Genomic DNA, 26,563 nt, shown 5'->3' with positions numbered 1-26,563 from the left:
GTCGTGGTCAGCCGTTGCGGGGTCGGGCGAAGCAGTCGACCGGGATGCGATTAGCCGGGTCGAGTGCGTTGAGAATGTGCTGTGCGACAACGGGATCCCCGGCCGCGCCCGCGTGTTCGAACAGGGCGAGCGGGCACTGGTCCTGCACGACGATATTGGTGACGTTCGGGGCGATCGGCCCCATGCCGCTGGTGTGTGGAACCACCACCTGATCCCAGCGGGTCATGATGAAGGTGTAGTCGATGTCGGCGGGGTAAGCGTCACCGGAGTTCACCTGTTCGAGGTAGTCCGAGCCGGTTGTCATCTGCAGGCTCGCGCCGAATCCGAAAGCCTCCGCACGGATTTGGGTGTCGTCCCACACGCCGAGGGCCTTCAGCGCACGGGCGATCAGGGCTTGACCGCCGGCCTGCGTGCCATTGTTGATCGGGGTCAGGTTGACCGACTTGGCGACCTTGGTCGCGCCGCCCAGGTACTTGATGTACCAGCGCGGCATGACGGTGCCTTCGGAGTGGCCGACGAGGTCGACCTTCTGCGCGCCGGTGGCCGCCAGCACGCGATCCACGAACGGCGCCAGGTCGTTCGCCGAGGATTCGCGCATCGACTTCGTGGCTGGGATCAGGTTCAACGGCACCGGTGCGTCCGGGTCGATGCCGTAGTTCAGGGCGAACACGCAGTAGCCGTTGTTGGCCAGCAGCGGCGAGATGGTTGTCCAGTTGGCGGCCATCGTGGCGGTCAAGCCGTGCACCAGCACCACCGGCTCGGGATGTTCCGCGCTCGGTTTGCAGTTCCAGTCGTTGGCTCCCGGCGGGGCGGTGCGGTCGAGGTAGTGGGTGATTCCGGGAATCAGCCCGTAGGGGACGGGGTATTGCGGTGCGGCCTGCGCGGCGGGTGTGCCCGCGGCGGCGAGACCGGCCAGTGCCGCGGTCAGGGCCAGGCGTTTTACGAGGCCGGTGCGGCGGGGGGAGGTGATTCGGGTGAGGGAAGACATGAGCACTCCTAGGACGTCGTTGTCTGTCATGAGTTCTAGCACAGCTTTACTAACAATAAAGCGCAAATGGCAAGTATTCGAGGAATGCGCGGGAACTGATTGACAGGACGAGCGATCTGATGGAACGTCTAGACATATTCGTTCCATTGCGAGGAGTCTTCGTGTCTGTCGAACTGGCCATCGACCGTGTCCACCTGCGGGACTGGTTGGTCTCGCTCGGTCTGCGCTGTACCGGGCCGGTCGAGGTCACCCGCATCGGTGCGGGCAATTCCAACCTGACCTTCCTGGTCACCGACACCGCCGACCGCCGCTGGGTGCTGCGCCGACCGCCGCTGGGGGAGTTGCTCGCCTCCGCCCACGACGTCGTCCGCGAGGCGCGGGTGGTGCGTGCGCTGGAGGACACGGAGGTGCCGGTGCCGCGGGTCCTCGGGGTCGGTGCCCAGGACGGCGTCCCGATGGTGTTGCTCTCGTATGTCGAGGGACAGGTCGTCGAGGACATCGCCGTCGCGCAGTCGCTCACGCCCCATCAGCGGCGGGCCACGTCCTTGGCGCTGGCCCGCGCGCTGGCCCAGGTGCACGCCGTCGACCTGGCCGCCACCCGGCTGACCGACCTGGCCTCCCACCGCCCCTACGCCGAACGGCAGCTCCGCCGCTGGTCCAGGCAGTGGGAGCAGTCTCGAACCCGGGAGCTGCCGCGAGTGGACCACCTCACCACACGCCTCACCGCCGCGATCCCCGAACAGCACGAACTGACCCTGGTGCACGGTGACTTCCACCTTCGCAACATGATCATCGCGCCCACCGACGGCTCGATCACCGCGGTCCTGGACTGGGAGTTGTGCACCCTCGGCGACCCACTGGCCGACCTCGGCAGCCTGCTCGCCTATTGGTGCGAGCCGGGCGAACTCGCCGTCCCCGGGTTCGAGATGACCGCGCTGCCCGGGTTTCCCAGCAGGCAGGAACTCGTCGACGAATACCTCGACCACACCGGACGCGATCCCGCCGCACTGGCCTTCTGGCACGCGCTCGGCCTCTGGAAGCTGGCGATCATCGCCGAAGGCGTCCGGCGCCGCACCCTCGACAACCCGGACAACAGCACCCACGCCGGGGCCCCGACGACGGCACAGATCGACCACCTCGTCGACCTCGCCGACGTGGTGGCCACCGCCACCGGCCTGTGACCATCACCGCAGAAAGCGAACAACGACAATGCAATTGGCACTGACCGGCGACGAGATCGCCTTCCGCAATCACCTGCGGTCCCTGTACCGCACCGAAATCCCGGCCGAGATCCGCGACGACGTGCGGGAAGGCCGTGCACTCAGCCCCGAAGCGCTCATCACCACCCAGCGCATCCTCAACGCCCACCGCATCGCCGTACCGAACTGGCCGCAGCAATGGGGTGGCCGGGACTGGACGCCGATTCAGCGCCATCTCTGGCACGACGAGATGGCCCTGGCCTCGGTGCCGGAACCGCTGACCTTCAATGTCGACATGATCGGCCCGGTCATCGCCCGATTCGGCACGGAGGAACAGAAGGCACGGTTCCTGCCGGCGACCGCGAACCTCGACATCTGGTGGTGCCAAGGGTTTTCCGAGCCCGAAGCCGGTTCTGACCTGGCGTCGCTGCGCACCACCGCGACACGCGACGGCAACGAATACGTCGTCAACGGGCAGAAGATCTGGACCAGCGCCGCCCAGCACGCGGACTGGATGTTCTGCCTCGTCCGCACCGACCCCGGTGCGGCCAAGAAGCAGGCCGGGATCTCACTGCTGCTGATTCCGATGGACACGCCCGGTGTCACGGTGCGCCCGATCGAGCTCGTCGGTGGCAGCCGCGAGGTGAACGAGGTGTTCCTCGACGACGTCCGGGTGCCCGCCGAACATCTTGTCGGACAGGAGAATCAGGGCTGGACCTACGCGAAGTTCCTGCTCGGCAACGAGCGAACCGGCATGGCCGCCGTCGGCCGCACCAAGGTCGCGCTGTCGACGATCAAAGCGCGCGCCCGGCGCACCCGCGTGGGCGAGGGGACGCTCCTGGACGACCCGTTGTTCGCGGCGCGGCTGGCCGAACTCGAAAACGACACCCTCGCGCTGGAATTGGTGCAGCTCGGCGCGAGTGCGGGGGTGAAGGCGCCGACCTCGTCGGTGCTGAAACTGCGCGGCAGTGAACTCCAGCAGGCCGCCACCGAACTGATGATGGAGGTCGCGGGCCCCGATGCGCTGCACTCCGCTGTCGACCACTGGGCGGGCCGCAGCACCGCCGCCTACCTCAACTGCCGCAAAACATCCATCTACGGAGGATCGACCGAGGTGCAACGCGGCATCATCGCCTCGACGATCCTCGGACTGTGAGCCGAGCCCATGAATTTCGAACCGACCGCGGAACAAACGATGTTGCGCGACACCGTGGGCAATGTCCTGGCCGACCAGCCGACCACCCAGCCGGATGACCTGTGGGCCACCTTCGCCGACCTCGGACTGCTCGGGCTGACCTTCCCCGAATCCGACGGCGGCCAGGGCGCGGGCCCGATCGAGGCGATGATCGTCATGTCCGAACTCGGCGCCGCCCTGGCCCGCGTGCCGGTGCTCGACTGCGCGTACCTGCCCGGCGGTCTGCTGGTCGAAGCGGCCAGTCCCGCGCAACGGCGTGACCTGCTGCCGAAGGTCGCGGCAGGGGCGCTGCGACTCGCGTTCGCCCATGAGGAGCCGAACTCGCGTCGGGTGTCGACATCGGCAGTGCGACAGGGCAATTCGTGGCGGGTGAGTGGACGCAAGTCGCCCGTTCTGCACGGCGACGAAGCGGATCTGCTCATCGTCAGCGCGACCGGCCCCGATGGGGTCGGCCTGTTCCTCGTCGACCCCGCCGACGTCACCCGGCGCGGCTACGCGACCCACGACGGTGGTCGCGTGGCCGACATCGTCTTCGACCAGGCCCCCGCCGAACCCCTCGCCTCCCGCCGGGCCGACGACGCGATCGAAGCCGTGCACGTCGCCGCCCAGGCCGCGCTGTGCGCCGAAGCTGTCGGCGCGATGACCGAGACCTTGCGCATCACCGCCGAATACCTGTGCACCCGAAAACAGTTCGGCGTTCCGCTGCGGTCCTTCCAGGCGCTCAGCCACCGTGCCGCCGACATGTACATCGCGGTCACGCTGGCTCGCGGCATGTCCGTCTACGCCTCGACGGCACTGGCCGACGGCATGATCGACCAGACGGTGGCCGCGCGCGCGAAACTGCGCGTCGGGCGCTCGGCACGCTTCGTCGGCCAGGAAGCCGTCCAGTTGCACGGCGGTATCGGCATGACCACCGAGCACCCGATATCGCGCTACTTCGCCCGGCTCACCGCCATCGAGCAGACGCTCGGCAGTTCCGGCGACCACCTGCGCTACCTGACCGACCGGGTCGCCGAGTACGACATGGTCGACCTGTGAAGGCCGCCGACCGGCCGGTGGTCGAGGTGACCGGCGGCAAGGTGCGGGGCAGGACCGTCGACGGTGTGAGCGCGTTCCTCGGAGTGCCCTACGCCGCACCCCCGGTGGGTCCGTCCCGGTTCCGCGCGCCGGAACCGGTCGTGGGCTGGGACGGGATTCGCGACGCGGACACCCTTGGTCCCACATGTCTGCAGGGCACGTATCCGCCCGGAATCGAGGAGATCCTGGGCACTCACCTGGTGGCGGGGACGGAATCGCTGAACGTGAACGTCTGGACGCCCGGCGGTGGCGGGTTGCCCGTCATGGTGTGGATCCACGGTGGTTCGTTCGTTCACGGCGCCAACGCCGTGCCGGCCTATGACGGCACCGGTTTCGCCCGTGACGGGGTGGTGCTCGTGTCGATCAACTATCGGCTGGGCGCAGCCGGATTCGCCGTGCTCGACGGTGCGCCGGCCAACCGTGGTCTGCTCGATCAGCTGTACGCGCTGGCCTGGGTGCGCGACAACATCCGGGCGTTCGGCGGTGACCCCGACAATGTCACTGTTTTCGGCCAATCGGCAGGCGCGATGAGCATCGCCGCACTGCTCGGTTCGCCGGCCGCCACGGGGCTGTTCGGTCGCGCGATCATGCAGAGCGGCAATCCGTCGATCGCGGCAACCATCAATGACGCCCGCGTGCTCAGTGGCGAACTCGGCAAGGTACTTGGAGTGCCCGCCAGCGTGGAAGCCTTTGCGGCAGTGTCGCCCTCGGCACTGCTGGTCGCGCAGGAGGCGGTGCGCGCGGACTTCGCCCGTGACCCGAACCCGGCGCGCTGGGGTGCCTCGGTGGTGAGCGCCGGTGCGGGCATGAGCTTCTTTCCCGTCGTGGACGGCGAGGTTGTGCCCATGGTGCCGGTCGAGGCGATCGGGGCGGGATCGGCGCGCGGGATCGCCCTGCTCGCGGGCTACACCACCGAGGAGTTCCGGCTGTTCACCGTGCCGACAGGGCTGGGGGACGTGATCACCGTCGACACGCTGCCGTTCGCGTTGGCCCGCTTCGGCATCGGCGCTTCGGCGATCAGGGCGTACGCGGTCAACCGCCCCGAGGCGACTGCGGGGGACCTGCTGGCCGCGATGGTCAGCGACGCCGTATTCCGCGGTCCGACAAGGGAACTCGCCGAACTACAGGCCGCCGTCGGCACACCCGCGTACCTCTATGAATTCGCCTGGCGGCGCGAGAATCTGGGTGCGATGCACGCGCTCGAGGTGCCCTTCGTCTTCGACACCCTGGCCGCGGCGACCAGTCTCACCGGCCCGAATCCACCACAGCGAATCGCCGACGAAATGCACGCGGCCTGGGTCGGTTTCGCCACCAACGGTGACCCCGGTTGGCCGTCCTACGCCGAGGGCCGCCTGGTCATGACCTTCGACGAGCCCGCCTCGACCCTGGTCGGCAACCCCCGCGCCGACGAAGACGCGACCCGATTCCCACGACGGCAGGACTGACCCATGCCCAACCTGTTCGATCCTGTTCGACGACATGCCGACACTCACCCCGACACGGTGGCCGTGCGCGGCGAAAGCTCCGTCCCCGGTGGCTGCAGCGGCTGGACCTATCACCAATTACGTTCGCGGAGTATCAATTATGCCGCCGCCCTGGTCGAGGCCGGGGTGCGCGTCGGTGAGAGAGTGTTGCTCGTCGCGCCGTCGGTGCCCGAGTTCGTTGTCGCCTACCTGGGGATTCAGGTGGCCGGTGCCGTGGTGGTGCCGATCAATACGATGTCGACCCAGCACGAGGTCGACTACGTCCTCGGCGACGCGGGGTGCGCGCTCGTCATCACCTGGCACACCCTCGGTCCTGCCGCATCGTCGGCGGCGCGGGCGCGCGGCGTGCCGGTCTGGACGCTGGGGCCCGGTGCCGACGCGGGGCCCGCGACGACGGAGGTTCGGGATCGCGACCCCGACGACACCGGCGCGATCCTCTACACCTCCGGCACCACCGGCCGACCCAAAGGCGCTCAGCTGACCGTGCGAAATCTGTTGTCCGCGGGCGAAATCGGCGTCGCGTGCAGCCGTTCGACGCGAGCGGACCGCACCGGCACCGCGCTGCCGCTGTTCCACATCTTCGGCCAGGCCTCGGTGATGATGACAACCTTCACCGCAGGCGGATCACTGTCCTTGCTGCCCCGTTTCGACGCGGCGGCGATGACGGCGATGCTGCGTCGCGACCGGCTCACCGTGCTGGCAGGGGTGCCGACCATGTGGAACGCCATGCTGCACGCGACCGCCGACACCGACCCCGCCGACTTCGCGCAACTGCGCATCGCGATCTCCGGCGGCGCGTCCCTGCCGGCCGCGGTGACGCAGCAGTTCGAAGAACGCTTCGGCTGCACCATCCTCGAGGGCTACGGGCTCACCGAAACTACCGCCTTCGGCACCTTCACCGACATCGACCGGGGCCCGAAGATCGGCTTCGTCGGCAGCGCGACACCGTTCACCCGGATCGAGGTCCGCGACGAAGCAGGCGATCCGTGCCCGCCCTCGACCGTCGGCGAGATCTTCATTCGCGGCGCGACGGTCATGAAGGGCTACTGGGAACGACCATCCGACACAGCCGCCGTGCTCGACGCCGAAGGCTGGTTGCGCACCGGCGACCTCGGCGCCACCGACACCGAGGGTGACCTGCGCATCGTCGACCGAGCCAAGGACCTCATCATCCGCGGCGGCTACAACGTGTACCCGAGCGAGGTCGAGGAAATCCTCTTCGCGCACCCTGACATCGTCGAAGTCGCTGTGATCGGCATCCCCGACCACCACTACGGCGAGGAGGTCGCCGCAGTCGTCGTACGCCACCCGGAATCGACCCTCACTGCCGACGACGTATCGGCATGGGCCCGCGAACGCCTCTCCGCCTACAAGATCCCGCGCGTGATCCAGTTCGTCGACACCCTGCCGAAGGGGGCGACGGGCAAGATTCTCAAGCGATCCATCGACCGCCGAGCACTCCTCGAAATCGACGCACAGTAACCGTGTTACTCTCGGTCGGCGCTGGTGTGACGGGCATCATGATCTGCTTCTCCGGCGACCTGAGTCACCGTGGCGACGACGCCGGTGGTGGTGTCGACTGAGAGGTTCTCGATGAAGCGACAGAATCGGCGATGGGTGCGGGCCGGACGCGTCGGTGCGGCGTTGGTCCTGGCTACCGCTACGGCGGTGGCCGGGGTGGCGACGCGGGAGGCGGCCGCCGAGCCGATGAGCTCGTTCTACACGCCGCCGGAACGGATTCCGCAGCAACCGGGCGCGATCATCAAGACCGCACCGATGTCGTTGTTCGTGACCCCGCCCACCGAGCAGGGATGGCCGGGCAAGGCGCAGCACGTCATGTACACCTCGCGGCTGCAGGACGGGTCGCCGGTGGCGGTGAGCGGAACCTACCTCGAACCGACCGGACCGTGGCGGGGCGCGGGACCGCGTCCGACGGTGGTCATCGGCCCCGGCACCTCCGGTCAGGCCGACCGTTGCGCGATGTCGGTGGCCTTCTCGACGGGGGTATCGCTGTCTGCGCAACCGCTGGGTTTGTCGGCGAACCAGGAGCTACCGTCGTCGACGGTCTGGAGCGGCCTCGGCGCGCGGGTGCTGGTGACCGATTACGTCGGCCTCGGCACCCCCGGCATCCACACCTACGCCAACCGGTTCGAGAGCGGGCACGCCATCCTCGACGGTGTCCGCGCGGCCAACAACCTGGCCGGAGTCGGACCCGAGACGCCGGTCGTGCTCTGGGGCTACTCCCAGGGTGGTGGCGCCACCGCGGCCGCCGCGGAGATGCAGCCGACCTACGCACCGGAGCTGAATCTCAAAGGCACCTGGGCCGGGGGACCGGTCGCCGACCTGGCCGCGATCCTGGAGAAGATCGATGGCGCGTTGATCGGCGGCGCGATCGGCTACGCCGTCAACGGCATGCTCGCGCGCTATCCCGAACTGCAGCGCGCGGTCGACCAGGTCACCAGCCCCGCCGGTCGCGCCATGCTCGCGACGCTGAGCGATTCCTGCATCGCCGACGTGATCACCCACCACCCGTTCCTGAAGACCACCTCGCTCACCAAGGACGGGCGTTCGCTGTCGGCCCATCTCGCCGAATTGCCCGAAGCCGCACCGGTACTGGAACAACTGCGCATCGGCAATTCCACCCCGGCCACCCCGGTGCTGATCACCAGCGGGCGCAACGACGACACCGTCCCGTACGGCCAGGCCCGCCGCCTCGCCGAGGACTGGTGCGGCAAGGGCGCGACGGTCACCTTCCGCGCCAACGATCTGCCGCCGATCCTGCCCGGCACCACGATCCCGAATCATTTCGGTCCGGAACTCATCGACGGTTTCGGTCCCGACAACGCGTTCACCTATCTCCTCGATCGCCTGGCCGACAAACCGGTTTCGGGCTGCAGCCTGGACTGAACCGCGTCGAATCGTCTCGGTAGCAGGACAAGTCGATGGATTACTGTGGCGGGGTGGCCAAAAAGGGCGAAGGTGATCCCGCGCGCAAGATCACCGAAACCACCCTGTCGCTGCTCGAATCGGAGGGTTACGACGCGGTTCAGCTGCGCCGGGTGGCCGGCGTCGCGCACGTTTCGCTGACCACGGTCTACAAGCTGTATCCCACCCGCGACGAACTCGTCCTCGCCGCGGTCGCCCAGTGGATGGCCACCAACACCTACACCGAACTCGACCCACCGCGCCCCGGCGAATCACTCGCCGACGTGCTGAATCGGGTGACCCGGTACGTGTTCGAACCGTGGGAACGCCACCCCCGGATGCTGGCCGCCTACTCGCACGCCCGTTCCGGCCCCGGCGGGCACCGGCTCGACGCCCAGGGCTTCGCCGCGGTGCTGCCCGCCGTCAGCACGATGTTCGCCCGGCTCGACGCCGAGTACGCCGCCGATCTCGCACTCGTGCTCACCAATATGGTCTACGCGCTGCTGGCCCGCTTCGCCCACGGCGATCTCGAGATCACCGAGATCCTGCCCGCCCTCGAACGGACCATCGCGCGACTCACCCAGAACAACGAGGCCTTCGCCGCGGCTGCTGAACGGACCGCCGATGCGGATGCGGCATTCGAATGGGCGACCGGGTTCGGCTCGCCGTATTCCCCGGGAACCGGCGGGTCGTAGGCAGGCCGAACGTTTTCGTGGCGAACCGGAGCAGTTCAAGCTCCGGTCATCCCGGCAAGGGATACTGGAGTTTCGCCTGCCACGGGCGTTGTCCAGTAGGAGGAGTCCGAGCGGATGGATCGCCGGAACCAGGAGTTCAGTCGGCGCAGTCTGCTGTGTGCGGCGGGCGCGGCGATCGCTTTGACCGTGGTGGCGCAGCCGACACAGGCGGGGACGATCGCCCCGAAGCGGGCCGTCGAACTCGGTGCGGGGCAGCGGGCCGACCTGGCGGAACGAGCGATCGTGGAGCGGCATGTGCGATCGCTGTGGGGGCTGTCGCGTCGGCAGTTGGGCACGCTCGTGTGGCCCGCGGATCTGGTGGAACGTGCGGCGGTCGGCCGGTGGTGTTACTGGTGGCAGGCGCACCTGCTCGACTGTGCGGTGGACGCGGCACACCGGGCACGCACCCCTGAACGCATCGATCGGGTCGTCGCCGTCGCGCGCGGTATCCGAACCCGCAATGTCACCGGGTGGACCAATCGGTACTACGACGATATGGGCTGGCTGGCGCTGGCGCTCGATCGTGCCGAGCGGTTGTTGGACATTCAGTTCGACGATGCGTTGGCGGATCTGCGCACCGGATTGCTCGCGGGCTGGAACCCTGACGTCGGTGCGGTGCCGTGGCGGTCCGGCGACGACTTCTACAACACTCCGGCGATCGGTCCGACCGGTATCGCGCTGGCCCGGCTCGGTGAGGTGCCCCGTGCCGAGCAACTGGCCGACTTCCTGCACGCCCGATTGTGTGACGCCGAGACCGGCCTGATCCTCGACGGTGTCCACGAGCCCGGCGGGCGAGTGGACCGCACCGTGCACACCTACTGCCAGGGCGTGACCATCGGCTTGGAAACCGAACTGGCACTGCGCACCGGCGAACCCGTCCACCGCCACCGCGCGACAGCACTTGTCGGCGCGGTCGAGAACGGGCTCACCGAGGCGGGGGTGATCGCCTCGGCCGCCGCGAACGACTCCGGGTTGTTCATGGGAATTCTCGCCCGGTATCTCGCCGAAACCGCACTGGCACTGGACGATACGACCGCGGCGAACATCGTGCACGCCTCCGCCGAAGCCGCCTGGACGAACCGCGCCGAGGTCGACGGGCTACCGCTGTTCGGCGCCGACTGGGCCCGCCCGGTGGTGGTGCCGGAACAGCCGGGCACCTTCCTGCAGCTAGCCGACGCTGCCGCGGCCTCGTCGGCCAACCTCAGCCGCGACCTCTCGGTGCAGCTGAGCGGCTGGATGCTCATGGAAGCCGACTATCGCCTCACTGTTGCCGGTCGCTGACCTGCGGGGTGGATAATGCTCGTTGTGAAGTCGAATGAACAGTCCGTGCCCGAGGCGGTAGCCGTGATCAACACGGTGATCGGCGCCGAAGCGTGCATGGGCGTCGGAACGTTTCGCTACTGGTTTGCCGACGGCCGGTGGGAATGGTCCGACGAGCTCGCCGCGATCTACGGCTACCAGCCCGGTGAAGTCGAGCCGACCACCGAGCTGCTGCTCTCTCATCAGCACCCCGACGATCAGGAAGAACTGGGGTCGGCCGTCACCGCCGCCGTGAACGCGGGCGATCCGGTCTGCGGTCGGCATCGGATCGTGGACACCGAGGGCCGGATTCACGAGGTCTTCGTCGTCGGCGACCACATGGCCGACGAGGACGGCACGGTGATCGGCACGACGGGCCACTACGTCGACGTCACCGATCGGCTCGAGGAAGAACGTCGCGACACCCTCGACGAGACCGTGCCCGAACTCGTCGAGGCACGAGCCGAGATCGAACAGGCCAAGGGCGCGCTGATCCTCATGTACGGCATCAGTGCCGATCAGGCGTTCAAGGTGCTGCGCTGGCGTTCGCAGGAGACCAACATGAAGTTGCGCGATATCGCCGCCCAGATCGTCGCCGACGTCAGGTCGATCAACCCGCACCTGCCCGGTTGCCGGACCCGCTTCGATCATCTCCTGCTGACGGTGCACCAGCGCCGAGGTGAGAGCTGAAACCGGCGAACGAGTCTGCTGCTCAAGGCATTTCGACGGTTTCCGCCCTGGCGATCTCGTTGATGGCGCGCTGAACCGGTTGCTGCGGCGGCGTCCGGGTCAGGTCGGCGAGGTAGTCGATCAACAGGACCGCCGCCGGGTGGGGGTTGCTCTGAACGCGGTCCGGATCCTCGGACTCGTCGATTCCGAGTGCCCCGGCGAGCGCGCTGAACACCGCGGCGGCATCGAGTCGAGGTAGCCAGGCCACCGATCGCCGCACGACCGCGTCGAGTACCGCGCGCACGTCGTCGCCGGTGAGACCGTCGGGGTGCGCGGTTTCCAGGAGGTCCCGCACGATCGCGGACAGGACCGCGGTGACCTGGTCGGCGGGGAGTTGGGCCAGGTCCGCGGTGCTCTCACGGAACCCCGATTCGTCGGCGGCCCGCGCCGCGCTGACCGCGGCCTCGACGGCGGTCGCGATCGCGCGGGCGGACGAGGGCCAGTCGGACGGCCACATGGGTAGGTCTCCTCGCGGGTCGGTGCACATCACTGCCCGATGCGGGCTGCTGCCAGCGTAGTCAGTGCTGAGCCATGCCCCGCGCCGGTGTCATAAGTTACTGGGCATTTTCGTGCCAATGGACTTGTAAACGGCGGTTGATCGATTGAGTAAAGCGGATACAGCTCACCGAAAGGGCTGTTAAGTTACTGACCATTCTGGGCCGTGAGTTGCTGATGCGCCACCTGCATCGCACGCGGTAGAGGTCAGTTGTGCTCGACGAGGAGACGTCATGGATGGACTCAACAGGCGTGATGCATTGAAAGTCGGCGGGCTCGCCGGGGCGCTGGGCGCGTTGGCGATGGTGACACCCGCGCGGGCGCAGCCGTGGACGTGGCCGCCGGAGGGGTCGGTGGCCGGGAGCGGGTCCGGCGCCGACCCGATGACCGTGTGGGATCCCGAGGCCGACGATCTCGTCGCCGGACTGATCGACCGCGGAGACGTGCCGAGAGTCAACGAACTGTTGCGCACCTGGACCAGGAACGGTCAACCGCTGCCGGGAGGTTTGCCTTCGGACCTCCGGGATTTCATGGAGTACGCCCGCCAACTCCCGCACTGGACCGACCCGCTCGCCCTGAGTACTGCGATCGAGTTCAACAAGAAGCGCGGACTGTATCTCGGTGTGCTCTACGGGTTCGCCAGCGGGATGATGAGCACCGTCATTCCGAAGGAGGCGCGGGCGGTCTACTACTCCAAAGGTGGCCACGACCTGAAGGACCGCATCTCCAAAACCGCCAAGCTCGGCTACGACATCGGCAGCGCGAACGCCTATGCGGCAGAAGGCGAAATGATCGTCACCTGCGTCAAGACCCGACTGGTCCACGCGGCGGTGCGCCACCTGCTGCCCCAGTCACCGCACTGGGTGCACTCGGCCACCGAGGACGTCCCGATCAGCCAGAACGACATCATGGTCACCTGGCACAGCCTGCCCACCACCGTCATGAAACACCTGACTGCCTGGAACGTGCCGATTCCGGCGCGCGAATCCGCAGCGTTCCTGCACTCCTGGCAGGTGGCCGCGCACCTGCTCGGCGTGCGCGACGAATACATCCCGAAGTCCTGGCCGGACGCGAATTCCCAAGCGGCACAGGTCCTCGACCCCATCATCGAGGCGACACCGGAGGGCGCGAAACTCGCCGACCGGCTCCTGGGCCTCGGCGCGAATATCGACTTCGCCATGCTCAGCAAGCCGATTCTCGGCGCGTTCACCCGCTTCCTGCTCGGCGACACCATCGCCGACGGACTGGCCATCCCGCGCGAACCCGTCTGGGACCCGCTGCTGCGCGTCAGCTGGGGCCCCTTCATCGCCGTGCGCGAAGGCCTGCTCACCGCCGCACCGCCGCTGTCGGACCCCTACTGGCTGCTCGACGAATTCCTCCGCAAGGCGGCCCTGGTCTACCTGGCCGAACTGCGCCTGCCGATCAGCATCGAAATCCCGACGATGAACCGCGACATGAACCAGCCGCCTCGCTGAAATGGAGATCGATATGCGCACCACCCTCGCGGGCACGTTCCTGGCCGCAACGCTCGTCATGGCCCCGACCGCGACCGCCGACCCCACGCCGGTCGACGCCACCGGTTCATCAGCGCTCGACTACGGATCAACGGCCGCCGGCTCGGGCGCCGAATTGCTCCGTCAAGGCGATCTCATCGGCATCCTCGTACTGCTCGGCGTCACCCCCATCCAGATGCTGACCAGTGGCATCTGCGACCTCGCCACGATGTCGGGACCGGCGAGTCCGTGCACCCCGCAGTCCCGCTACCGGTGACGTGATCGGGTAGCCCGCTACTCGCGCGTGGTGGGCCGGCATCGGCCCACCCTTGCTGGGAGAGGCGACGGAATGCGCCGTCGCCGAACCCGACACAGGAAGCGCGAGTCCCATGATCATCGACGACACAGTTCCGTCGGCCGGCGACACGATCGACACCGGCGAATTCCATTCCGGCCCGGAGGCGGGCTCGGCACTGATCGGCAGCGTCGCCCACGGTGTGCGCGAGCTGCGCTATGCGGCGGTCGACGACCTGGCGATCTTCGAAGGCGACATCGTGCTCGGCACCGTCGAGGAGCTCGACGCCCGTAGGCGCCAGGAAGGTGTGGTGATCTCCGGGGCGGTGTTTCGCTGGCCGAATGCCGTGGTCCCGTTCGAAATCGATCCGGCGCTGCCCGCCCCGCAGCGTGTTTTCGACGCGGTCGCGCATTGGAATTCGCGTACCAGGATCCGGTTCGTCCCGCGCACCGGTGCCCACGGCGACTTCGTGCGGTTCGTCCCGAGCACGTCGAGCCGTTCCCCGGTGGGAAGGCAGGGCGGTCGGCAGACGATCGAACTGGCCGCCACCGCGCCCGTCGGCACCGTGGTCCACGAGATGGGGCACGCGCTCGGGCTCTGGCACGAACAGAGCAGGGAGGACCGGAGCAATTTCGTCGCGGTGCGCCTGGACCGTGTCGACCCCGCCCACCGGCACAACTTCGACCAGCACATCACCGACGGCGACGATGTCGGCGGCTACGACTTCGGCTCGATCATGCACTACCCCGCGACCGCGTTCAGCACCACCGGGGAGCCGACGATCCTGGCGCGCGTGCCGGTGCCGCCCGGCGTGACGATGGGCCAGCGCTCCGCGCTCTCGGCCGGCGATGTCAACGCCGCCCACACGATCTACCCGTGACAACACGCAGGCGCGCGGCGAAGTCGAGTGGTCCACTACTCGTGATCGCTCACCGCCCTCGCGCCCACGCTGAATACCCAGCACACATTCTCCGGGCGAGGTGACCCATGGATACCGAGAGCGAAGTACGCACTGCCGCACTGCACGAACAGATCGACGCCGCATCCCAGCGGTTCGACGATACCGCGGCACAACGCGACGAGGTGACTCGCCGCCGCGCGGTGAGCGCGTCCGATGTCGTCGACACCGAGGAACAGATTCTCGCCCGCGCCGACCGGCTGCTCGTCACCGGCGAAGTGCCCGCGCAGGCGGTGATCGAATTGGGCAGGCACGACCCGATGGACAGCATCGGTTCGCTCGAGCGGGTGATCGGCTTCGCCAACGAACTGCAGGCCGCGAACTTCCTCACCCGCGGTGCCCGCGCCGCCGCGGCAGTGGCGCGAATCTCGTTGGCCGACAACGGTCGTGAGGTGCCGATGGGTACCGGTTCGATGGTGTCACCGCAGCTGCTGCTCACCAACAACCACGTGCTGCCGACACCGGCGGCAGCCGAATCGGTGGTGGTCGAGTTCCGGGCCGAGGTCGGCATCGACAATGTCCCGAACGCCACGGTGCGCTATCGCCTCGCGCCCGCCGACTTCTTCGTGACCGACAAGCACCTCGACTACACCGTGGTGCGGGTGGCGCCGGGGCCCGACGGGGTGGCGCCCGGGACGACGTTCGGCTGGAACCCGTTGATCGCGAAGCCGGGCAAGATCGTGATCGGCGAGGCGATGAACGTGGTCGGGCACCCCTCGGGGCGGCTCAAGGAGATCTCGATCCGGCACAACCGCCTCGACCTGCAACTCGACGACTTCCTGCACTACGCCTCCGACACCGAGCCGGGAAACTCGGGCTCGCCGGTGTTCAACGACCAGTGGGAAATCGTCGCGCTGCATCACGCCGGTGTCCCGAAGAAGGACGACAAAGGCCGGGTGCTGCGCAAGGACGGCAAATTGTGGCAGTCCGGCGACGGCGACGACGCCATCGACTGGATCGCCAACGAGGGCACGCGGGTGAGCGTGCTGCTGCACGACCTGGGATCGCGACAGTTCGATGCGGCGCAGCGCGCCCTGCTCGACGAACTCGGACTCGCGGCGATCGCACCGGCGACGACAAAGGCTGTGCCGCACCAAGTTCCGGCTGCCGAGAGCCTGGTGCACGGACTGCGTGGCAGATCGTCGGCGTTCGGTGGTCGGCGCAGCGTGCTGTTCCTGCACGGACGTGGACAGCAGGGCCGCGACCCGGTCGAGCTGCGCCGTAACTGGACCGCCGGTTTGAACAAGGGACTCACCCTGGCCGGCCTGAGCCCGATCGACCCCGCCGACGTGTTTTTCCCCTTCTACGGTGACCAGCTCATCGAGAGCATGGACACCCGCGAGGCCGTCGACACCGGACCGGAACTGTACGAGACCCTGGTCGCCGAGGCAGCCCACTGGGCAGGCATGCCCGACACCGACGAACTGCCCGCCGAGCGCGAGCTCTTCGGCGGATTCGGGGCCGTGGTGCTGGGGCGACTGCACGACCAGCTCAGCTGGATCGCCGCCCGCAGCGGCCTCGACTCCGCGCTCATCGGCGCCATCTTCAAAGACGTCGCCGCCTATCTCGACAACGAACGCGTCCGCAAGAGCGTGCTGGACACGGTGCTCACCGACATACCCACCGAGGGCGAACTGATCCTGGTCAGTCACAGCCTCGGCACCGTGGTCGCGCTGGATCTGCTCACCCAGCTGCCCCGCGAACTGAACGTGCGACTGCTGGTGACCGCCGGTAGCCCGCTGGGCCTCGACGGGGTGTACCGCAAGCTCCTCAGCGGCGGTCCGAGCAGGCCGGAACGGGTCGGCGAATGGCTCAACACCTGGTACGCGGGCGACCCGATCGCCATCGGCTGCCCGCTGCGTCAGACGTGGGGACCGGACCTGCGCGAGCTTCCGGTGGAGAACCCCAAGGAGCGGGCGCACGACATCGCCGAATACCTCGCCCACGCCGCGGTGGCGGCGACCATCGGGCACACGCTGTCCGCCTGAGCGGCACCACGATTCACACAGCAATCACTCGACACAGGTAGGTGGAAAATGACACTCGAACTCGGCGACCACGTCTGGCACTGGAACGGCAGAATGTCGGTCGACAAGAACATTCCCCGGGCCACCTGGTTCCCCGGCACCAACCCGAACGATCCCACCGACTACGGCGGCCACGGCAAAGAGATCTTCAACTATGTGATCCACGCCGACGAAATCGCCCGTGGCCGACCGCACATGCGCAATCACGAAGGCAGCTTCGCGTGGCTGAACAACAACCCGGGCAATATCACCGGGGTGGCCGGCGGCCCGGACTTCGGGCAGTACCCGGGCAAATTCAACTGGCACAATTTCCTGATCTTCCCGACCTGGAGTGACGGATACTTCGCGATCGCGCAATTGTTGCGGTCGGCCTCCTATCGCGACCTGTCCATCCTGAACGCATTCGCCCGCTACGCACCCGCCTCCGACGGGAACGATCCGGCCACCTACGCCAACTCCGTGGCCACCGCGCTCGGAATCGGCGTGGACACCCGGATCGGCGATCTCGACGACGAGCAGATGCGGGTGGTGCAGGACAAGATCCAGGAGATCGAAGGCGCGGTGCCCGGCGCCAGCCTCGCGTGGGATTCGGAGGAGGTGCCGCCCGAGATCGCCGCCGAACTGCCCGCTTTCCGCCGCGTCGCCCGTCCCAGGGCGCTGGCCCGTGCGCGGGGCGCGTTCACGATGGACTTCTCCGCGCCGGTCGACCCCGCCGGATTCACCAACGGTCTCGGCGGCCCGCATCAGGGCGGTCACCAGGGGCCGAATTGGTATATCGAGTACGGCATGGATCTCGGTGGGCTGGCGGGCACCCCGGTGTTCGCGGCGTTCGACGGTCACATCACCCGGTTCCAACCGCACAACCCGGGGGGCGACAGCGGAAAGGTCTACGGCGCACAGATTTTCGTGCGTGCGCACAACGACATGATGGGTGCCTTCTATACGCACCTGGCCGATGTTCCGGCCGGAATCGGACCCGGATCGACGGTCTCGCGCGGTGATTTCCTCGGCACCGTGTTCGGTTTCGGCGGAATTCCCCCGCACCTGCATCTGGCGCTGGTCGAGATCATCGGCGGCGCGCCGGGCGGGCAGTACACCGGTGTGGATCTGTACCAGACCTTCCTCGGACTGGAGGTGTCGGAGCCAGGCGCGGTGGTCTCGGTGACCTTCCGCCAGGACGGTGGTGCGCCCGAGGACGGGTTGCGCGCCGCGCCGCGCGGGCTGAGCAATGCCGCCGCGGTAGTCGACTGAGCCGACGCGTCGGCACGAGGAGAGGCAGGGGCTGATGGACGAGGCGAAAGGCATGGGCTGATGGACGAGGCGAAAGGCATGGGCTGATGGACGAGGCGAAAGGCATGGGCTGATGGACGGCGAGGCGTTGCTGGTCCGGTCGGCGGACCACCTGGTGATCGGTGTCCGCTGGTCGGACTGCACCACCGACGGGACCGGTGTGCTCGTAGCGGGGGAGCAGGCCCGGCTGTGGCTGCTGTTTCCGCCGCAGCACGTGGGTGAGGAATGCTCCCCGCAGCAGTCGCAGGCCCCGCTTTCCTTGGCGGCGGGCACCACAGGAGCGGAGGTGCCAGGGTGGCGCGGAGTGCTCGCCGGTCCGAGCCGGATCGTCGCGGCGATACCACCCGGTCGGCGAATCCCGTTGACCGCCAACGGGATTCTCGACGCCATGGGTTCGGTTCCGCTCGCGGTGGCGTCGGCGCAGGAGACCGCCCTGGAAATCCCGTGGCGCACGATGCTGGTGCCGGGTGCCAGGACTGACGGCGGCACGGTCGTGTGCAGACATGGCTCGCACACCACGGCCGCCGGTGTGCACGGGCTGTGGCGAACCAGGCTCGTCGACGCCGAAGTCCCCGCCGCGGTGGCACTGTCGGACGCGCATCTCACCGTGCGGGTCATCGAGCCCGACATCGCGAACACCGCCGATCCCGATTTCGGACCGAACAACACCATCGGACTGCCGCGAGCACTCCGCACCCGACTGGTGGCGGAAACCGCCGTGCGACCGGCTACGGCAGCCCGGCTCGAACTCAGCACCCTCGGTGGCACCCTGTATGCCAAGGGGGCCTGGACGGCTTTCGAATGGGAACAACGCGCCGTACTCGGCCGCGACATGCTGGTCCGCGCGCGGCTCGAGGGCGTGCTGTATCCGCTGGGGCACCGGGCTGAATACCTCGAGGTCGTCACGCGAGAATTCGACGCCACGGCAGGCGGGGCGGCGGTATTGCGCCGGGTCGGCGTGCTCACCGTGGTCGAGCCGGTACGTCACCCACCCGACGACCGCGGGCTGCGCCGCCGATTTCCGCTCGGCGACATCGAGGTCGAACAGACGACATACACCGATATCGCCTCACCGAACGCCGCGGTCCCCGGCGCGGGCTGGCAGCGGACCGCACTGCCCGGCATCGGGGAGCAGTCCACGCACTTCCGCCCGACCACCGCGGCGGGTGTGCCGGTGCTGTTCCCGATCCGGTGCACGACCGGCACCGGTGCAGTCACCTTCGCGATGCCGCTGTTCTTCGTCGCCGAGATCGCCGTCGGCGCGACCACCTCACTCACCGATCCCGGCCTGGCGCAGCGCCTTTCCAGTGATTACGGCGCGGCGGCGGTGGCCTTCGCCCCGACACCGATCGATATCACGGGCACGGGTGGCCGCGCCCGCGGCGATATCCACGAAGTGCACGGCCTGACGATCGCCGGCATCGCGAACCAGTCACTCGCCGACGGTTACCGGGCGGGCCTCGCCCAGCTCGAGATCGCATTGCCCGCCTTGCGGGTGTTGCGCGGCGACGACCAGCTGACCTCGGTGCGCTTGTCGGACAACTACTTACGCGACGGCGCCGCCGATGTGGTGATGGAGATGGTGTCGAATCAGACGCGCGAAATCGACTTCGCTCGTGACTCCGGACGATCGGGTGGCCTGCTCGCCCCGAAGTACCTCGCCAACGCGATCTCGCGCAGCCTCGGCCCGGTCAACCTGGGTGCCCTGCCGCATCCGGCGACCGGGTTGATCGACCCCGCAGCACTGTTTCCCTCCGATCAGGCTGCCCTGCTGGGCTTTCCGTTGAAGACGCTGGTGACCCAACTGCGCCTGCCACCGGAGATCACCGCGGTGCCCAGGCTCGGCGCGGCACCGGAGGTGCGCATGCAGTGGCGCGATGTCGCCCTGCGATCGACGGGCGCCTTCGTGGCCCGACCCGGCACCCGGCTCGACCTCACCGTCGTCGCCTCGCCGGACAAGAACGAAACACTGTGCGCCGTCCGGGATTTCAGCCTCGAATTGCCGCCGGGACCGCGTCGTGTGCTGCGCCTGAATTTCAAGGCCCTCACCTTCACCCAGCGGGCAGGATCCGCACCCGATGTCAGCGTCGACGGCATCGATGTCGAATTCGTCGGCGAACTGACCCTGCTGAAAGAACTCCAGGATCTGGTGCAGCTCGGCGACACCGGCAAGCTGCTCGACATCACCCCGGACGGCATCGCGGTGCGCTACGCGCTGCCGCTGCCACCGGTCACCGCGGGTGCCTTCGTCATGCGCAATATCGCACTCACCGCGGCCATCGACATCCCCTTCACCGGCGACCCGGTCGGCTTCACTTTCGGGTTCGCCAGCCGGGTCAGCCCGTTCCAGCTCAGCGTGATGGTGTTCGGCGGGGGCGGTTACCTCGAGATCGAGCTCGACCGCGACGGGCTGCGCAGGCTGGAGGCCGCCCTGGAATTCGGTGCGTTCGTCGCGGTCGACTTCGTCGTCGCTTCGGGCGAAGTGCACGCACTCGGCGGGGTCAGGTTCACCCTCGAACGCGACGGCGCCGTGACACTGTGCGGCTACCTGCGCATCGGTGGTTGCGTCGAGGTGCTCGGGCTGATCAGCGTGTCGATCGAGCTGTGCCTGTCACTGACCTACCGCTCCGAACGCAACGCGCTCGTCGGCCGGGCGACGCTGGTCATCGAGATCGACCTGACCCTGTGGTCGGACAGCGTCGAACTCGACAGCGGGGAATGGGTGCTGGCGGGCGGTGCGGCGCGTCGACCGGCGCTGCGAGATCGGGATACGGCAATGGCGCAGTGGCTCGAATATCGGGCCGCGTTCGCGGGAGTAGGGCGAGAGTGATGGACGAATCCGAGTTCTTCCGAGTGGTGCTCGATGCCGAGCTGACGCACGGGGTCGGCCGGGTGGCCACAAGCCACGACGGACGGTGGATCTGCGCGGGCGCGCTGACGATAGGTCCCTTCGGCGTCGGCGGCGGCGGTACGGTGCTCGGCCTGAGCATGATCGACACCCAGACCGGCCTGCCTGCCTGGACGGTGCCGGGCCTGACCTGCTTCGACATCGTCTTCGCCCCCGACGGCGCCTCGGTCGCGGTGTCTGTCCAGGACCAGGACTCCCGGCTGCGCATCTGCTTGCTGCGGACCGCGACCGGCGAGCAGATCTGGACGGTCGACAGCTTCGGCTACCTGACGTTCGGTCCGGACGGAACACAACTGGGCGTCGTCGGTGTCCGTGATCAGGCCCTCGGTGAACCATCGCACGTCTTCATGCTCGACGCGGCCACCGGCGCACTCCGATACGAGCTGGGAAATACGGTGGCGCGTCCCCGGTTCCACCGCGAATCCCCGTTGATGTGCACCGGCAGTCCATCGTTGGTCGACGCGCCTACGGGCGCAGCGAGGTGGGAGCTGGACGACCACGAGAACGTCCCGTCGGCCGCGGTGTTCAGTGCGGCCGGCGATGCGGTGGTCGTCGCCAGCGCCGGGTGGGCACAGATCGTGACCTACGAGCTCCGCGCCGATGCCGACGGTGCGCCCATCCGGCGCGGGGTGATCGACGTGCCCGAATTGGCGAGCACCAAACTCTGGATGGACCCGCTCGCGTTCGGCCCCGATCTCAGCACGCTGATGCAGATCGGGACCGAGCAGGTGGCCCTGCTGTCGGTGGTCGACGGCAGTGTTCGGAGACTGCTGCCGCTACCGTTGACCGGAAAGCCCTTCGCCGGTGAATTCCTTTCCGAGGGTGCGCAACTCGCCGTGAACGTCACGCTGACCGGATGTGTGGGCATCAGTGTCGTCGAGACCACGGGTGAGGCGTTGGTGTGGTCCGATCCCGGACGAGACGTTTCCCACCTGGCGGTGACCGACGACGGCTCGCGGATCGTCACGGGCGGTGAGTCCAGCGTTCGCGTCTACGAACTCGGCACACCCGCGCGCTCACGCCGCGACTGCCAGGCCCGCATCGCCGCGGTCGCCGCGAGCGACGGTCCCGCAGGCATCGTCGCGGCCGCCGCCGAATCCCGCCTGGTCGTCTTCCGGGCGGGCGGCGGTGAGCTCATGCTCGAGCGCGTTCACCCCGGCCCGATCGGCGCGGTCGCGGTCAGCCCCGACGGGCACAGCGTCGTCACCGGCAGCAGCGACGGCAGGGTCCGGCATTTCGACACACTCACCGGCGCGCGCTGGACGGCCCGCCACACCGGCCCGGTCAACGCGGTCGCGTTCAGCGACCACGGAACCCGAGTGGCGACCGCGAGCGCTGACCGCACCGCCCGGCTGTTCGACCGCGTGCCCAGCGGCGACCTCGAGGACGTGGGCGCGCTCTGGTCGCACCCGCATCCACTGGCGGTCACCCATCTCGCGATCGGTCTCGGCGGCGCCTGGGTCGCGACCGCGGCACTGGATCGCAAGGTGCGCATCCTGTCCGCGACGACCGGGGACGAACTGCATCCGCCGTTCGAGCACGATGCCAAGATTCGCGCGCTGCGTGCAGGTGCCGGAACAGTGGTCACGGCCAGCGAGGACGGCAGCACCGTCGCGATCGATGTGGCGACCGGCCAGCGGCGATGGCGCATCGAGCACCCGGGTTCGGTGACAGTTCTCGCTCTCTCGGCCGACGCCACCCTGCTCGCCACGGCGGGTACCGCGAACACCGTCGATATCTGGCGCATCGACGGCGATCAGCAGGTGCTGGTGCACCGGATCCCGACCAGGGCCGCCGTGAACGACTTGGTGTTCGCGGCGAGTGGCGGGCTGGTGGTGTCGGCCGACGACTCGGTGGTGGCGGTCATCGATCCCGTCACCGGACGCGAGACCGATCGGTTCCTGCATCCGATGCCGATGAGCCACTTGGCATCCGGAGGTGATCGCCAGATCGTTGTCGGCGCCTGCACCGACAATGTCGCGCGCGTGTACGAAATGGGTCAGCGATGAGCGAAATCCTGTGGGTCGCCGTGCCCGACGGCCGCGACGGCGCGGAGCTGTCGCTGCGGGTGTTGGTGGTGCCGAGGCTCGCGGAAGGCATGCTGAGTGACTTCGGCCTGACGGACTGGCCGTCGATCCTCACCGACCAGGTCGGTTTCGAACTTCGGGTACGCACCGCGGTGGGGGAGCGGGTGATCGGCCGGTCGCCGCGTCTGATCGCCAGGGCGAAATCGGAACTGTGGACCGAATTCTTCGGTGGGGAAGCCGGTTTCGTGCGGCAGTGGGAGGACCGGACGGTGCAACTACCCCGCGTCTCCGACACCTCGACCACGGCACGGCAAGTTGCCGCCACCCTGCGCACAGTCACCCGAGCCGGAGCTGAACGCACCCCGGAGGAGACCGAAGCGGCGGTCCGCGACCAGATCTCCGGCTGGAACGGCGCCCCGACACCCCCGGTCCCGGACGAGATCGCACCGCCACCACCGGTCGTCACCGACTTCCACCGCACCGTCTCGAACCTGCGTGAACATCCGGCGGTGCTGCTCGAACTCGGTCTGATCTTCGAATTACGGTGCGAGGCAGGCGATCTGGATCCGGGCACCGCGCAACTGAGTGTGCGCTGTATCGATCCGCCGTTCCTGCGCAACCTCGTCACCTCCCCGTGGACTCGCTACGAACTCACCGCGACCAGCTTCCGACCCGCCCCGACGGCCGAGGGCTCCTCCGGTATCCGCGCGGGCCTGCTCGATCTCTCCGATTCCGCCTCCCTCACCGACCCGACCGCCCCTGCCGCTCAACGTCGTTGGGCGATAGCTACTTTCGACATCGACGGCGGCGCGGACGGATTCCGGCAGGCGGCCCACGATTTCGCGCTGAACCCACCCGAGAACGCCACTCTCCCGCCGGTCCGCTCCACCGGAATCTCGCTGATCCGGCCCGGCCGTGGCCGTGAGTTCGCCGCGCGCAGCGGTGCCGGCCGTCGCGCCAGGGCAATCGGCGATGCCGTGTTCTCGGCCGAGGACCTCGTGCTCGGCTACCGCGTTGACATCCGCCGCGAGGGAACACCGTGGCTGTCGGTGTGTGAACGCGACGCCGACTATCGCGTCAACGGGGTCGACATCGTGTCGGGGCGCGAAGAAGGGCACGTCAAGCCGTTCGCGGCGGTTCGCGGTGCCGACGGGCAGTTGCGTGCCGACGAGGTCGTGGTCCGGTGGGACGGCTGGAGCCTGGCGCTACCGTCACCGAACCTGCGCGGTGACACCGCGGGTCCAGCGCGAAATCCGGCCCAGCCCTTGCCGTTCGACTTCCGCTGGACATTCACGGTCCCCCCGCACAGCATGCCGGCCCTGCGCTTCGCCGATCTGTACCAGATGCGGGTGCGGATCGCGGATATGGCAGGCGGCGGGCTCACCGCCGCCGAACTCGCCGACGCGACGGTCGCCAGCACCGGCGTGAGCTACCTGCGCCACGACCCGGTACCGCCACCCGAACTCCACGGACCGGCCGCGCTCGCACCGGGTGCCGCCGTCGCACGACTGGTGATCCGCAGCGACTTCGACCGGACCGTCGATCAGCTCAGCGCCACCGACCCCGCCTATCCCGCGATCGACGCGCGCGTCCTGCGACCTCCGACCGCACCGTTCTCGGTGATCGAACAGCACCGTGTGCTCGACGAGATGAGCAACGAGGAATCCTTCCGGCTGGCACAGGGCGCGATGGACGCCGACGGCACCGGCTCCGGCTTGCCCGACCCGGTCGCCAGCGGCGTGCGGGCACACGTGCGCGCGGGCGAGGCCGGGCTGGCAGTGCCGATCGGTGACCACAGCGCGTGGGCCCCCGGCTGGCCGGACTTCGCATCCAAAACCCTGGAGCTGCGCGAACATTCCGGCGAACCGTCGATCACCGTGGGGTGGAACGGCGACCGGCTGATCGTCGCGCTGGCCAAGGGAAAGGAGGCGACGATCGAGCTGAGCTCCACCCTCGACGGGGAACTGTCCAACCACCTGGCCATCAGTGACTTTCTCGCCGGTGGGGCGGGCGAGGCGGCGATCTCCCCGGACAGCACCAAGCTCGGCCGCAATCCGGCGGTCACGCCACCGATCCGGATCGCGGTGGTGCACGCCGTCAAACGTCCACTGCGCCAACCACTGTGGACCCTGCCCGCGACCGCCGTCATACGCGGCCCACACGATCCGACGGTGCTGCTCGCACCCGGTTTCCCGCCCGTAGGCCCCGATGCCGGTCTCGACCCCGACAGCACCGGGCGGCTCGAAGTGGCCGCCGCGTGGACCGAGATCAGCGATACCGGACTCGAAGCGGGCGCCGAGACTCGCCCGGTGGGAATCGCGCACCTGCACAGCCAGACGCTCGCGCCCGGCGCGGAACCGCTGGTGCGGATTCGGCACGAGTTCGGCGACACCCGACACCGCACCATCGACTACACGCTCACCGCCGTCAGCCGGTATCGGCAGTACTTCACCGCCGACGAACCCGAAGAGGCGTTCAGCGTCAGCCGTACGCAGGCGCCGGTCATCGTCGCGTCCTGTGCACGACCGACCGCGCCGGTGGTGCTCGGTGTGGTGCCCGCCTTCGGTGTGCGCAGCGAAAGGGCGGGACCCGATCGGCTCGAATTCCACAGGGACAGTGGGCGATTGCGCGTCGAGGTGGCGCGCCCCTGGTTCGAGACGGGCCAGGGCGAACAGCTGGCTGTCGTGCTCGCGCCGAGCGAGGACCCGTCGCCTCCCGTGCGCGAGTCGGTGAGCCGGATGGGCCGTGATCCGCTGTTCGGCACACCGTCGACCAGGACCTTTCCGCCCGCCGCATGGTTCCGCGCGTCGACGAGCGAGGTTTTCGTCGCGGAGCTCGGAGAGTTGGTCGTGATCGCCCCACATGAGGTCTCACCCGGCGGTGACCGCTGGTTCGCGGACGTGGAAATCGCTGTGCCGCAGGATGATCGGTCGTACAACCCGTTCGTGCGCTTGGTCGTCGCCCGCTGTCAACGCCACAGCCTGGACGGGATGAGCCTGTCGCCGCTCGTCGTCACCGAAAGCGTCCCGCTCCTGCCCGATCGGCACGTTGTCGTCGAGCGGGCGGGTGCCGAGCTGCGGGTCACCGTCGCCGGCACGTCACCGAATCCGCTCAACCGGCTGACGGTATTGCTCGAATCCTGCCCGGAGCAGCACACACCGGACACGGTCGAGGTCGTCATCGCCGATCCCGCCGCGTCACCGGAGCTCGCGGCTTGGCGGCCGGTACACACCGTCGAACGCACAGCCGACGGGCAGATCCCGCCGCTGCCGTTGCCGGGCGAGAGCGGGCATCTGCGGCTGCGCCTGCGCGAGTCCGAGAATATCCCCGGCTCCACCGCTGCCGACCTGCCGGATGATCTGTGCTTGCGCAATGTCTTCGTCGCCACCATCGTCCTGCCCGCCGAATGGCACCGACCGTGACGGTGCGGGGCGAACCCC

At 68.3% G+C, this 26,563-nt stretch carries 19 protein-coding genes; 17 read left to right on the top strand and 2 right to left on the bottom strand.

The genetic code is table 11. The annotated features are described in order from the left end of the window. Positions 1–7: 7 nt before the first annotated feature. Positions 8–988, bottom strand: coding sequence for a lipase family alpha/beta hydrolase (locus tag ACFWUP_RS14990; RefSeq protein ID WP_379234496.1), 981 nt, complete (start codon positions 986–988; stop codon positions 8–10). 119 nt (positions 989–1,107) lie between these two features. Here ACFWUP_RS14990 and ACFWUP_RS14985 point away from each other — a divergent pair, with 119 nt between their 5' ends. From ACFWUP_RS14985 to ACFWUP_RS14945, 9 genes are all read left to right on the top strand, one after another. Beyond that, a complete protein-coding gene (locus ACFWUP_RS14985; RefSeq protein ID WP_379234495.1) occupies positions 1,108–2,169 on the top strand; it encodes a phosphotransferase family protein in 1,062 nt (353 codons plus the stop codon). A gap of 28 nt (positions 2,170–2,197) precedes the next feature. Beyond that, positions 2,198–3,343, top strand: a complete 1,146-nt coding sequence (locus tag ACFWUP_RS14980; RefSeq protein WP_379234493.1) for an acyl-CoA dehydrogenase family protein — start codon at positions 2,198–2,200, stop codon at positions 3,341–3,343. 9 nt (positions 3,344–3,352) lie between these two features. After that, positions 3,353–4,420, top strand: a complete 1,068-nt coding sequence (locus ACFWUP_RS14975) for an acyl-CoA dehydrogenase family protein (RefSeq protein ID WP_379234491.1) — start codon at positions 3,353–3,355, stop codon at positions 4,418–4,420. After that, the gene (locus ACFWUP_RS14970) at positions 4,417–5,904 is read left to right on the top strand and encodes a carboxylesterase/lipase family protein (protein ID WP_379234489.1); all 1,488 of its coding nucleotides are present in this window, start codon (positions 4,417–4,419) and stop codon (positions 5,902–5,904) included. The genes ACFWUP_RS14975 and ACFWUP_RS14970 overlap by 4 nt, the downstream gene beginning before the upstream one ends. Positions 5,905–5,907: 3 nt before the next feature. Continuing rightward, the gene (locus ACFWUP_RS14965; RefSeq protein WP_379234487.1) at positions 5,908–7,425 is read left to right on the top strand and encodes a class I adenylate-forming enzyme family protein; all 1,518 of its coding nucleotides are present in this window, start codon (positions 5,908–5,910) and stop codon (positions 7,423–7,425) included. Between the two features lie 111 nt (positions 7,426–7,536). Then, positions 7,537–8,850 carry a lipase family protein gene (locus ACFWUP_RS14960; RefSeq protein WP_379234485.1) on the top strand — a complete coding sequence of 438 codons (1,314 nt, stop codon included), beginning with the start codon at positions 7,537–7,539 and terminating at the stop codon, positions 8,848–8,850. Between the two features lie 53 nt (positions 8,851–8,903). Continuing rightward, on the top strand, positions 8,904–9,563 hold the full coding sequence (locus ACFWUP_RS14955) for a TetR family transcriptional regulator (protein ID WP_379234483.1): 660 nt from the start codon (positions 8,904–8,906) through the stop codon (positions 9,561–9,563). Between the two features lie 114 nt (positions 9,564–9,677). Then, the gene (locus ACFWUP_RS14950) at positions 9,678–10,883 is read left to right on the top strand and encodes a glycoside hydrolase family 76 protein (protein WP_379234481.1); all 1,206 of its coding nucleotides are present in this window, start codon (positions 9,678–9,680) and stop codon (positions 10,881–10,883) included. Between the two features lie 15 nt (positions 10,884–10,898). Then, the gene (locus tag ACFWUP_RS14945; RefSeq protein WP_379234479.1) at positions 10,899–11,591 is read left to right on the top strand and encodes a PAS and ANTAR domain-containing protein; all 693 of its coding nucleotides are present in this window, start codon (positions 10,899–10,901) and stop codon (positions 11,589–11,591) included. 22 nt (positions 11,592–11,613) lie between these two features. On the opposite strand, the gene ACFWUP_RS14940 is transcribed toward ACFWUP_RS14945, so the two are convergent. Continuing rightward, positions 11,614–12,087, bottom strand: a complete 474-nt coding sequence (locus tag ACFWUP_RS14940) for a hypothetical protein (protein ID WP_379234477.1) — start codon at positions 12,085–12,087, stop codon at positions 11,614–11,616. A 271-nt stretch (positions 12,088–12,358) separates the two neighbouring features. Between ACFWUP_RS14940 and ACFWUP_RS14935 the strand changes: the two genes are divergently transcribed. The 8 genes from ACFWUP_RS14935 to ACFWUP_RS14900 all read left to right on the top strand — a co-directional run bounded on the left by ACFWUP_RS14935 (position 12,359) and on the right by ACFWUP_RS14900 (position 26,545). Then, positions 12,359–13,600, top strand: coding sequence for an oxygenase MpaB family protein (locus tag ACFWUP_RS14935; protein WP_379234475.1), 1,242 nt, complete (start codon positions 12,359–12,361; stop codon positions 13,598–13,600). Between the two features lie 13 nt (positions 13,601–13,613). Further along, positions 13,614–13,895: a hypothetical protein gene (locus tag ACFWUP_RS14930; RefSeq protein ID WP_379234474.1), complete on the top strand. Its 282-nt coding sequence runs from the start codon at positions 13,614–13,616 to the stop codon at positions 13,893–13,895. A gap of 112 nt (positions 13,896–14,007) precedes the next feature. Beyond that, entirely contained in the window at positions 14,008–14,793 is a 786-nt protein-coding gene (legP, locus tag ACFWUP_RS14925; protein WP_379234472.1) for a Dot/Icm T4SS effector Zinc-dependent metalloprotease LegP, read from the top strand. Between the two features lie 107 nt (positions 14,794–14,900). Continuing rightward, on the top strand, positions 14,901–16,859 hold the full coding sequence (locus tag ACFWUP_RS14920) for a trypsin-like serine peptidase (protein WP_379234470.1): 1,959 nt from the start codon (positions 14,901–14,903) through the stop codon (positions 16,857–16,859). A 48-nt stretch (positions 16,860–16,907) separates the two neighbouring features. Continuing rightward, on the top strand, positions 16,908–18,149 hold the full coding sequence (locus ACFWUP_RS14915) for a peptidoglycan DD-metalloendopeptidase family protein (RefSeq protein WP_379234468.1): 1,242 nt from the start codon (positions 16,908–16,910) through the stop codon (positions 18,147–18,149). A 112-nt stretch (positions 18,150–18,261) separates the two neighbouring features. Beyond that, the gene (locus ACFWUP_RS14910) at positions 18,262–21,018 is read left to right on the top strand and encodes a hypothetical protein (RefSeq protein WP_379234466.1); all 2,757 of its coding nucleotides are present in this window, start codon (positions 18,262–18,264) and stop codon (positions 21,016–21,018) included. Next, positions 21,018–23,105 (top strand): WD40 repeat domain-containing protein, encoded by a 2,088-nt coding sequence (locus ACFWUP_RS14905; protein ID WP_379234464.1) that lies wholly within the window; start codon positions 21,018–21,020, stop codon positions 23,103–23,105. Before ACFWUP_RS14910 ends, ACFWUP_RS14905 begins: the two co-directional genes overlap by 1 nt. Next, positions 23,102–26,545: a hypothetical protein gene (locus ACFWUP_RS14900; protein WP_379234462.1), complete on the top strand. Its 3,444-nt coding sequence runs from the start codon at positions 23,102–23,104 to the stop codon at positions 26,543–26,545. Before ACFWUP_RS14905 ends, ACFWUP_RS14900 begins: the two co-directional genes overlap by 4 nt. Positions 26,546–26,563: the final 18 nt, after the last annotated feature.

Source organism: Nocardia sp. NPDC058658 (genome assembly GCF_042716665.1).
In the GTDB taxonomy this organism is placed as follows: domain Bacteria; phylum Actinomycetota; class Actinomycetes; order Mycobacteriales; family Mycobacteriaceae; genus Nocardia.
Note: the sequence above shows the minus strand (reverse complement) of the source record. Positions and strands in the feature narration are given on the sequence as shown.

Bases quoted from the DNA above. Each gene is read 5' to 3' on its own strand.
- ACFWUP_RS14990 (WP_379234496.1), bottom strand. From the start codon at position 988: ATGTCTTCCCTCACCCGAATCACCTCCCCCCGCCGCACCGGCCTCGTA.
- ACFWUP_RS14985 (WP_379234495.1), top strand. From the start codon at position 1,108: ATGGAACGTCTAGACATATTCGTTCCATTGCGAGGAGTCTTCGTGTCT.
- ACFWUP_RS14980 (WP_379234493.1), top strand. From the start codon at position 2,198: ATGCAATTGGCACTGACCGGCGACGAGATCGCCTTCCGCAATCACCTG.
- ACFWUP_RS14975 (WP_379234491.1), top strand. From the start codon at position 3,353: ATGAATTTCGAACCGACCGCGGAACAAACGATGTTGCGCGACACCGTG.
- ACFWUP_RS14965 (WP_379234487.1), top strand. From the start codon at position 5,908: ATGCCCAACCTGTTCGATCCTGTTCGACGACATGCCGACACTCACCCC.
- ACFWUP_RS14960 (WP_379234485.1), top strand. From the start codon at position 7,537: ATGAAGCGACAGAATCGGCGATGGGTGCGGGCCGGACGCGTCGGTGCG.
- ACFWUP_RS14950 (WP_379234481.1), top strand. From the start codon at position 9,678: ATGGATCGCCGGAACCAGGAGTTCAGTCGGCGCAGTCTGCTGTGTGCG.
- ACFWUP_RS14945 (WP_379234479.1), top strand. From the start codon at position 10,899: ATGCTCGTTGTGAAGTCGAATGAACAGTCCGTGCCCGAGGCGGTAGCC.
- ACFWUP_RS14940 (WP_379234477.1), bottom strand. From the start codon at position 12,087: ATGTGGCCGTCCGACTGGCCCTCGTCCGCCCGCGCGATCGCGACCGCC.
- ACFWUP_RS14935 (WP_379234475.1), top strand. From the start codon at position 12,359: ATGGATGGACTCAACAGGCGTGATGCATTGAAAGTCGGCGGGCTCGCC.
- ACFWUP_RS14930 (WP_379234474.1), top strand. From the start codon at position 13,614: ATGCGCACCACCCTCGCGGGCACGTTCCTGGCCGCAACGCTCGTCATG.
- legP (WP_379234472.1), top strand. From the start codon at position 14,008: ATGATCATCGACGACACAGTTCCGTCGGCCGGCGACACGATCGACACC.
- ACFWUP_RS14920 (WP_379234470.1), top strand. From the start codon at position 14,901: ATGGATACCGAGAGCGAAGTACGCACTGCCGCACTGCACGAACAGATC.
- ACFWUP_RS14915 (WP_379234468.1), top strand. From the start codon at position 16,908: ATGACACTCGAACTCGGCGACCACGTCTGGCACTGGAACGGCAGAATG.
- ACFWUP_RS14910 (WP_379234466.1), top strand. From the start codon at position 18,262: ATGGACGGCGAGGCGTTGCTGGTCCGGTCGGCGGACCACCTGGTGATC.
- ACFWUP_RS14905 (WP_379234464.1), top strand. From the start codon at position 21,018: ATGGACGAATCCGAGTTCTTCCGAGTGGTGCTCGATGCCGAGCTGACG.
- ACFWUP_RS14900 (WP_379234462.1), top strand. From the start codon at position 23,102: ATGAGCGAAATCCTGTGGGTCGCCGTGCCCGACGGCCGCGACGGCGCG.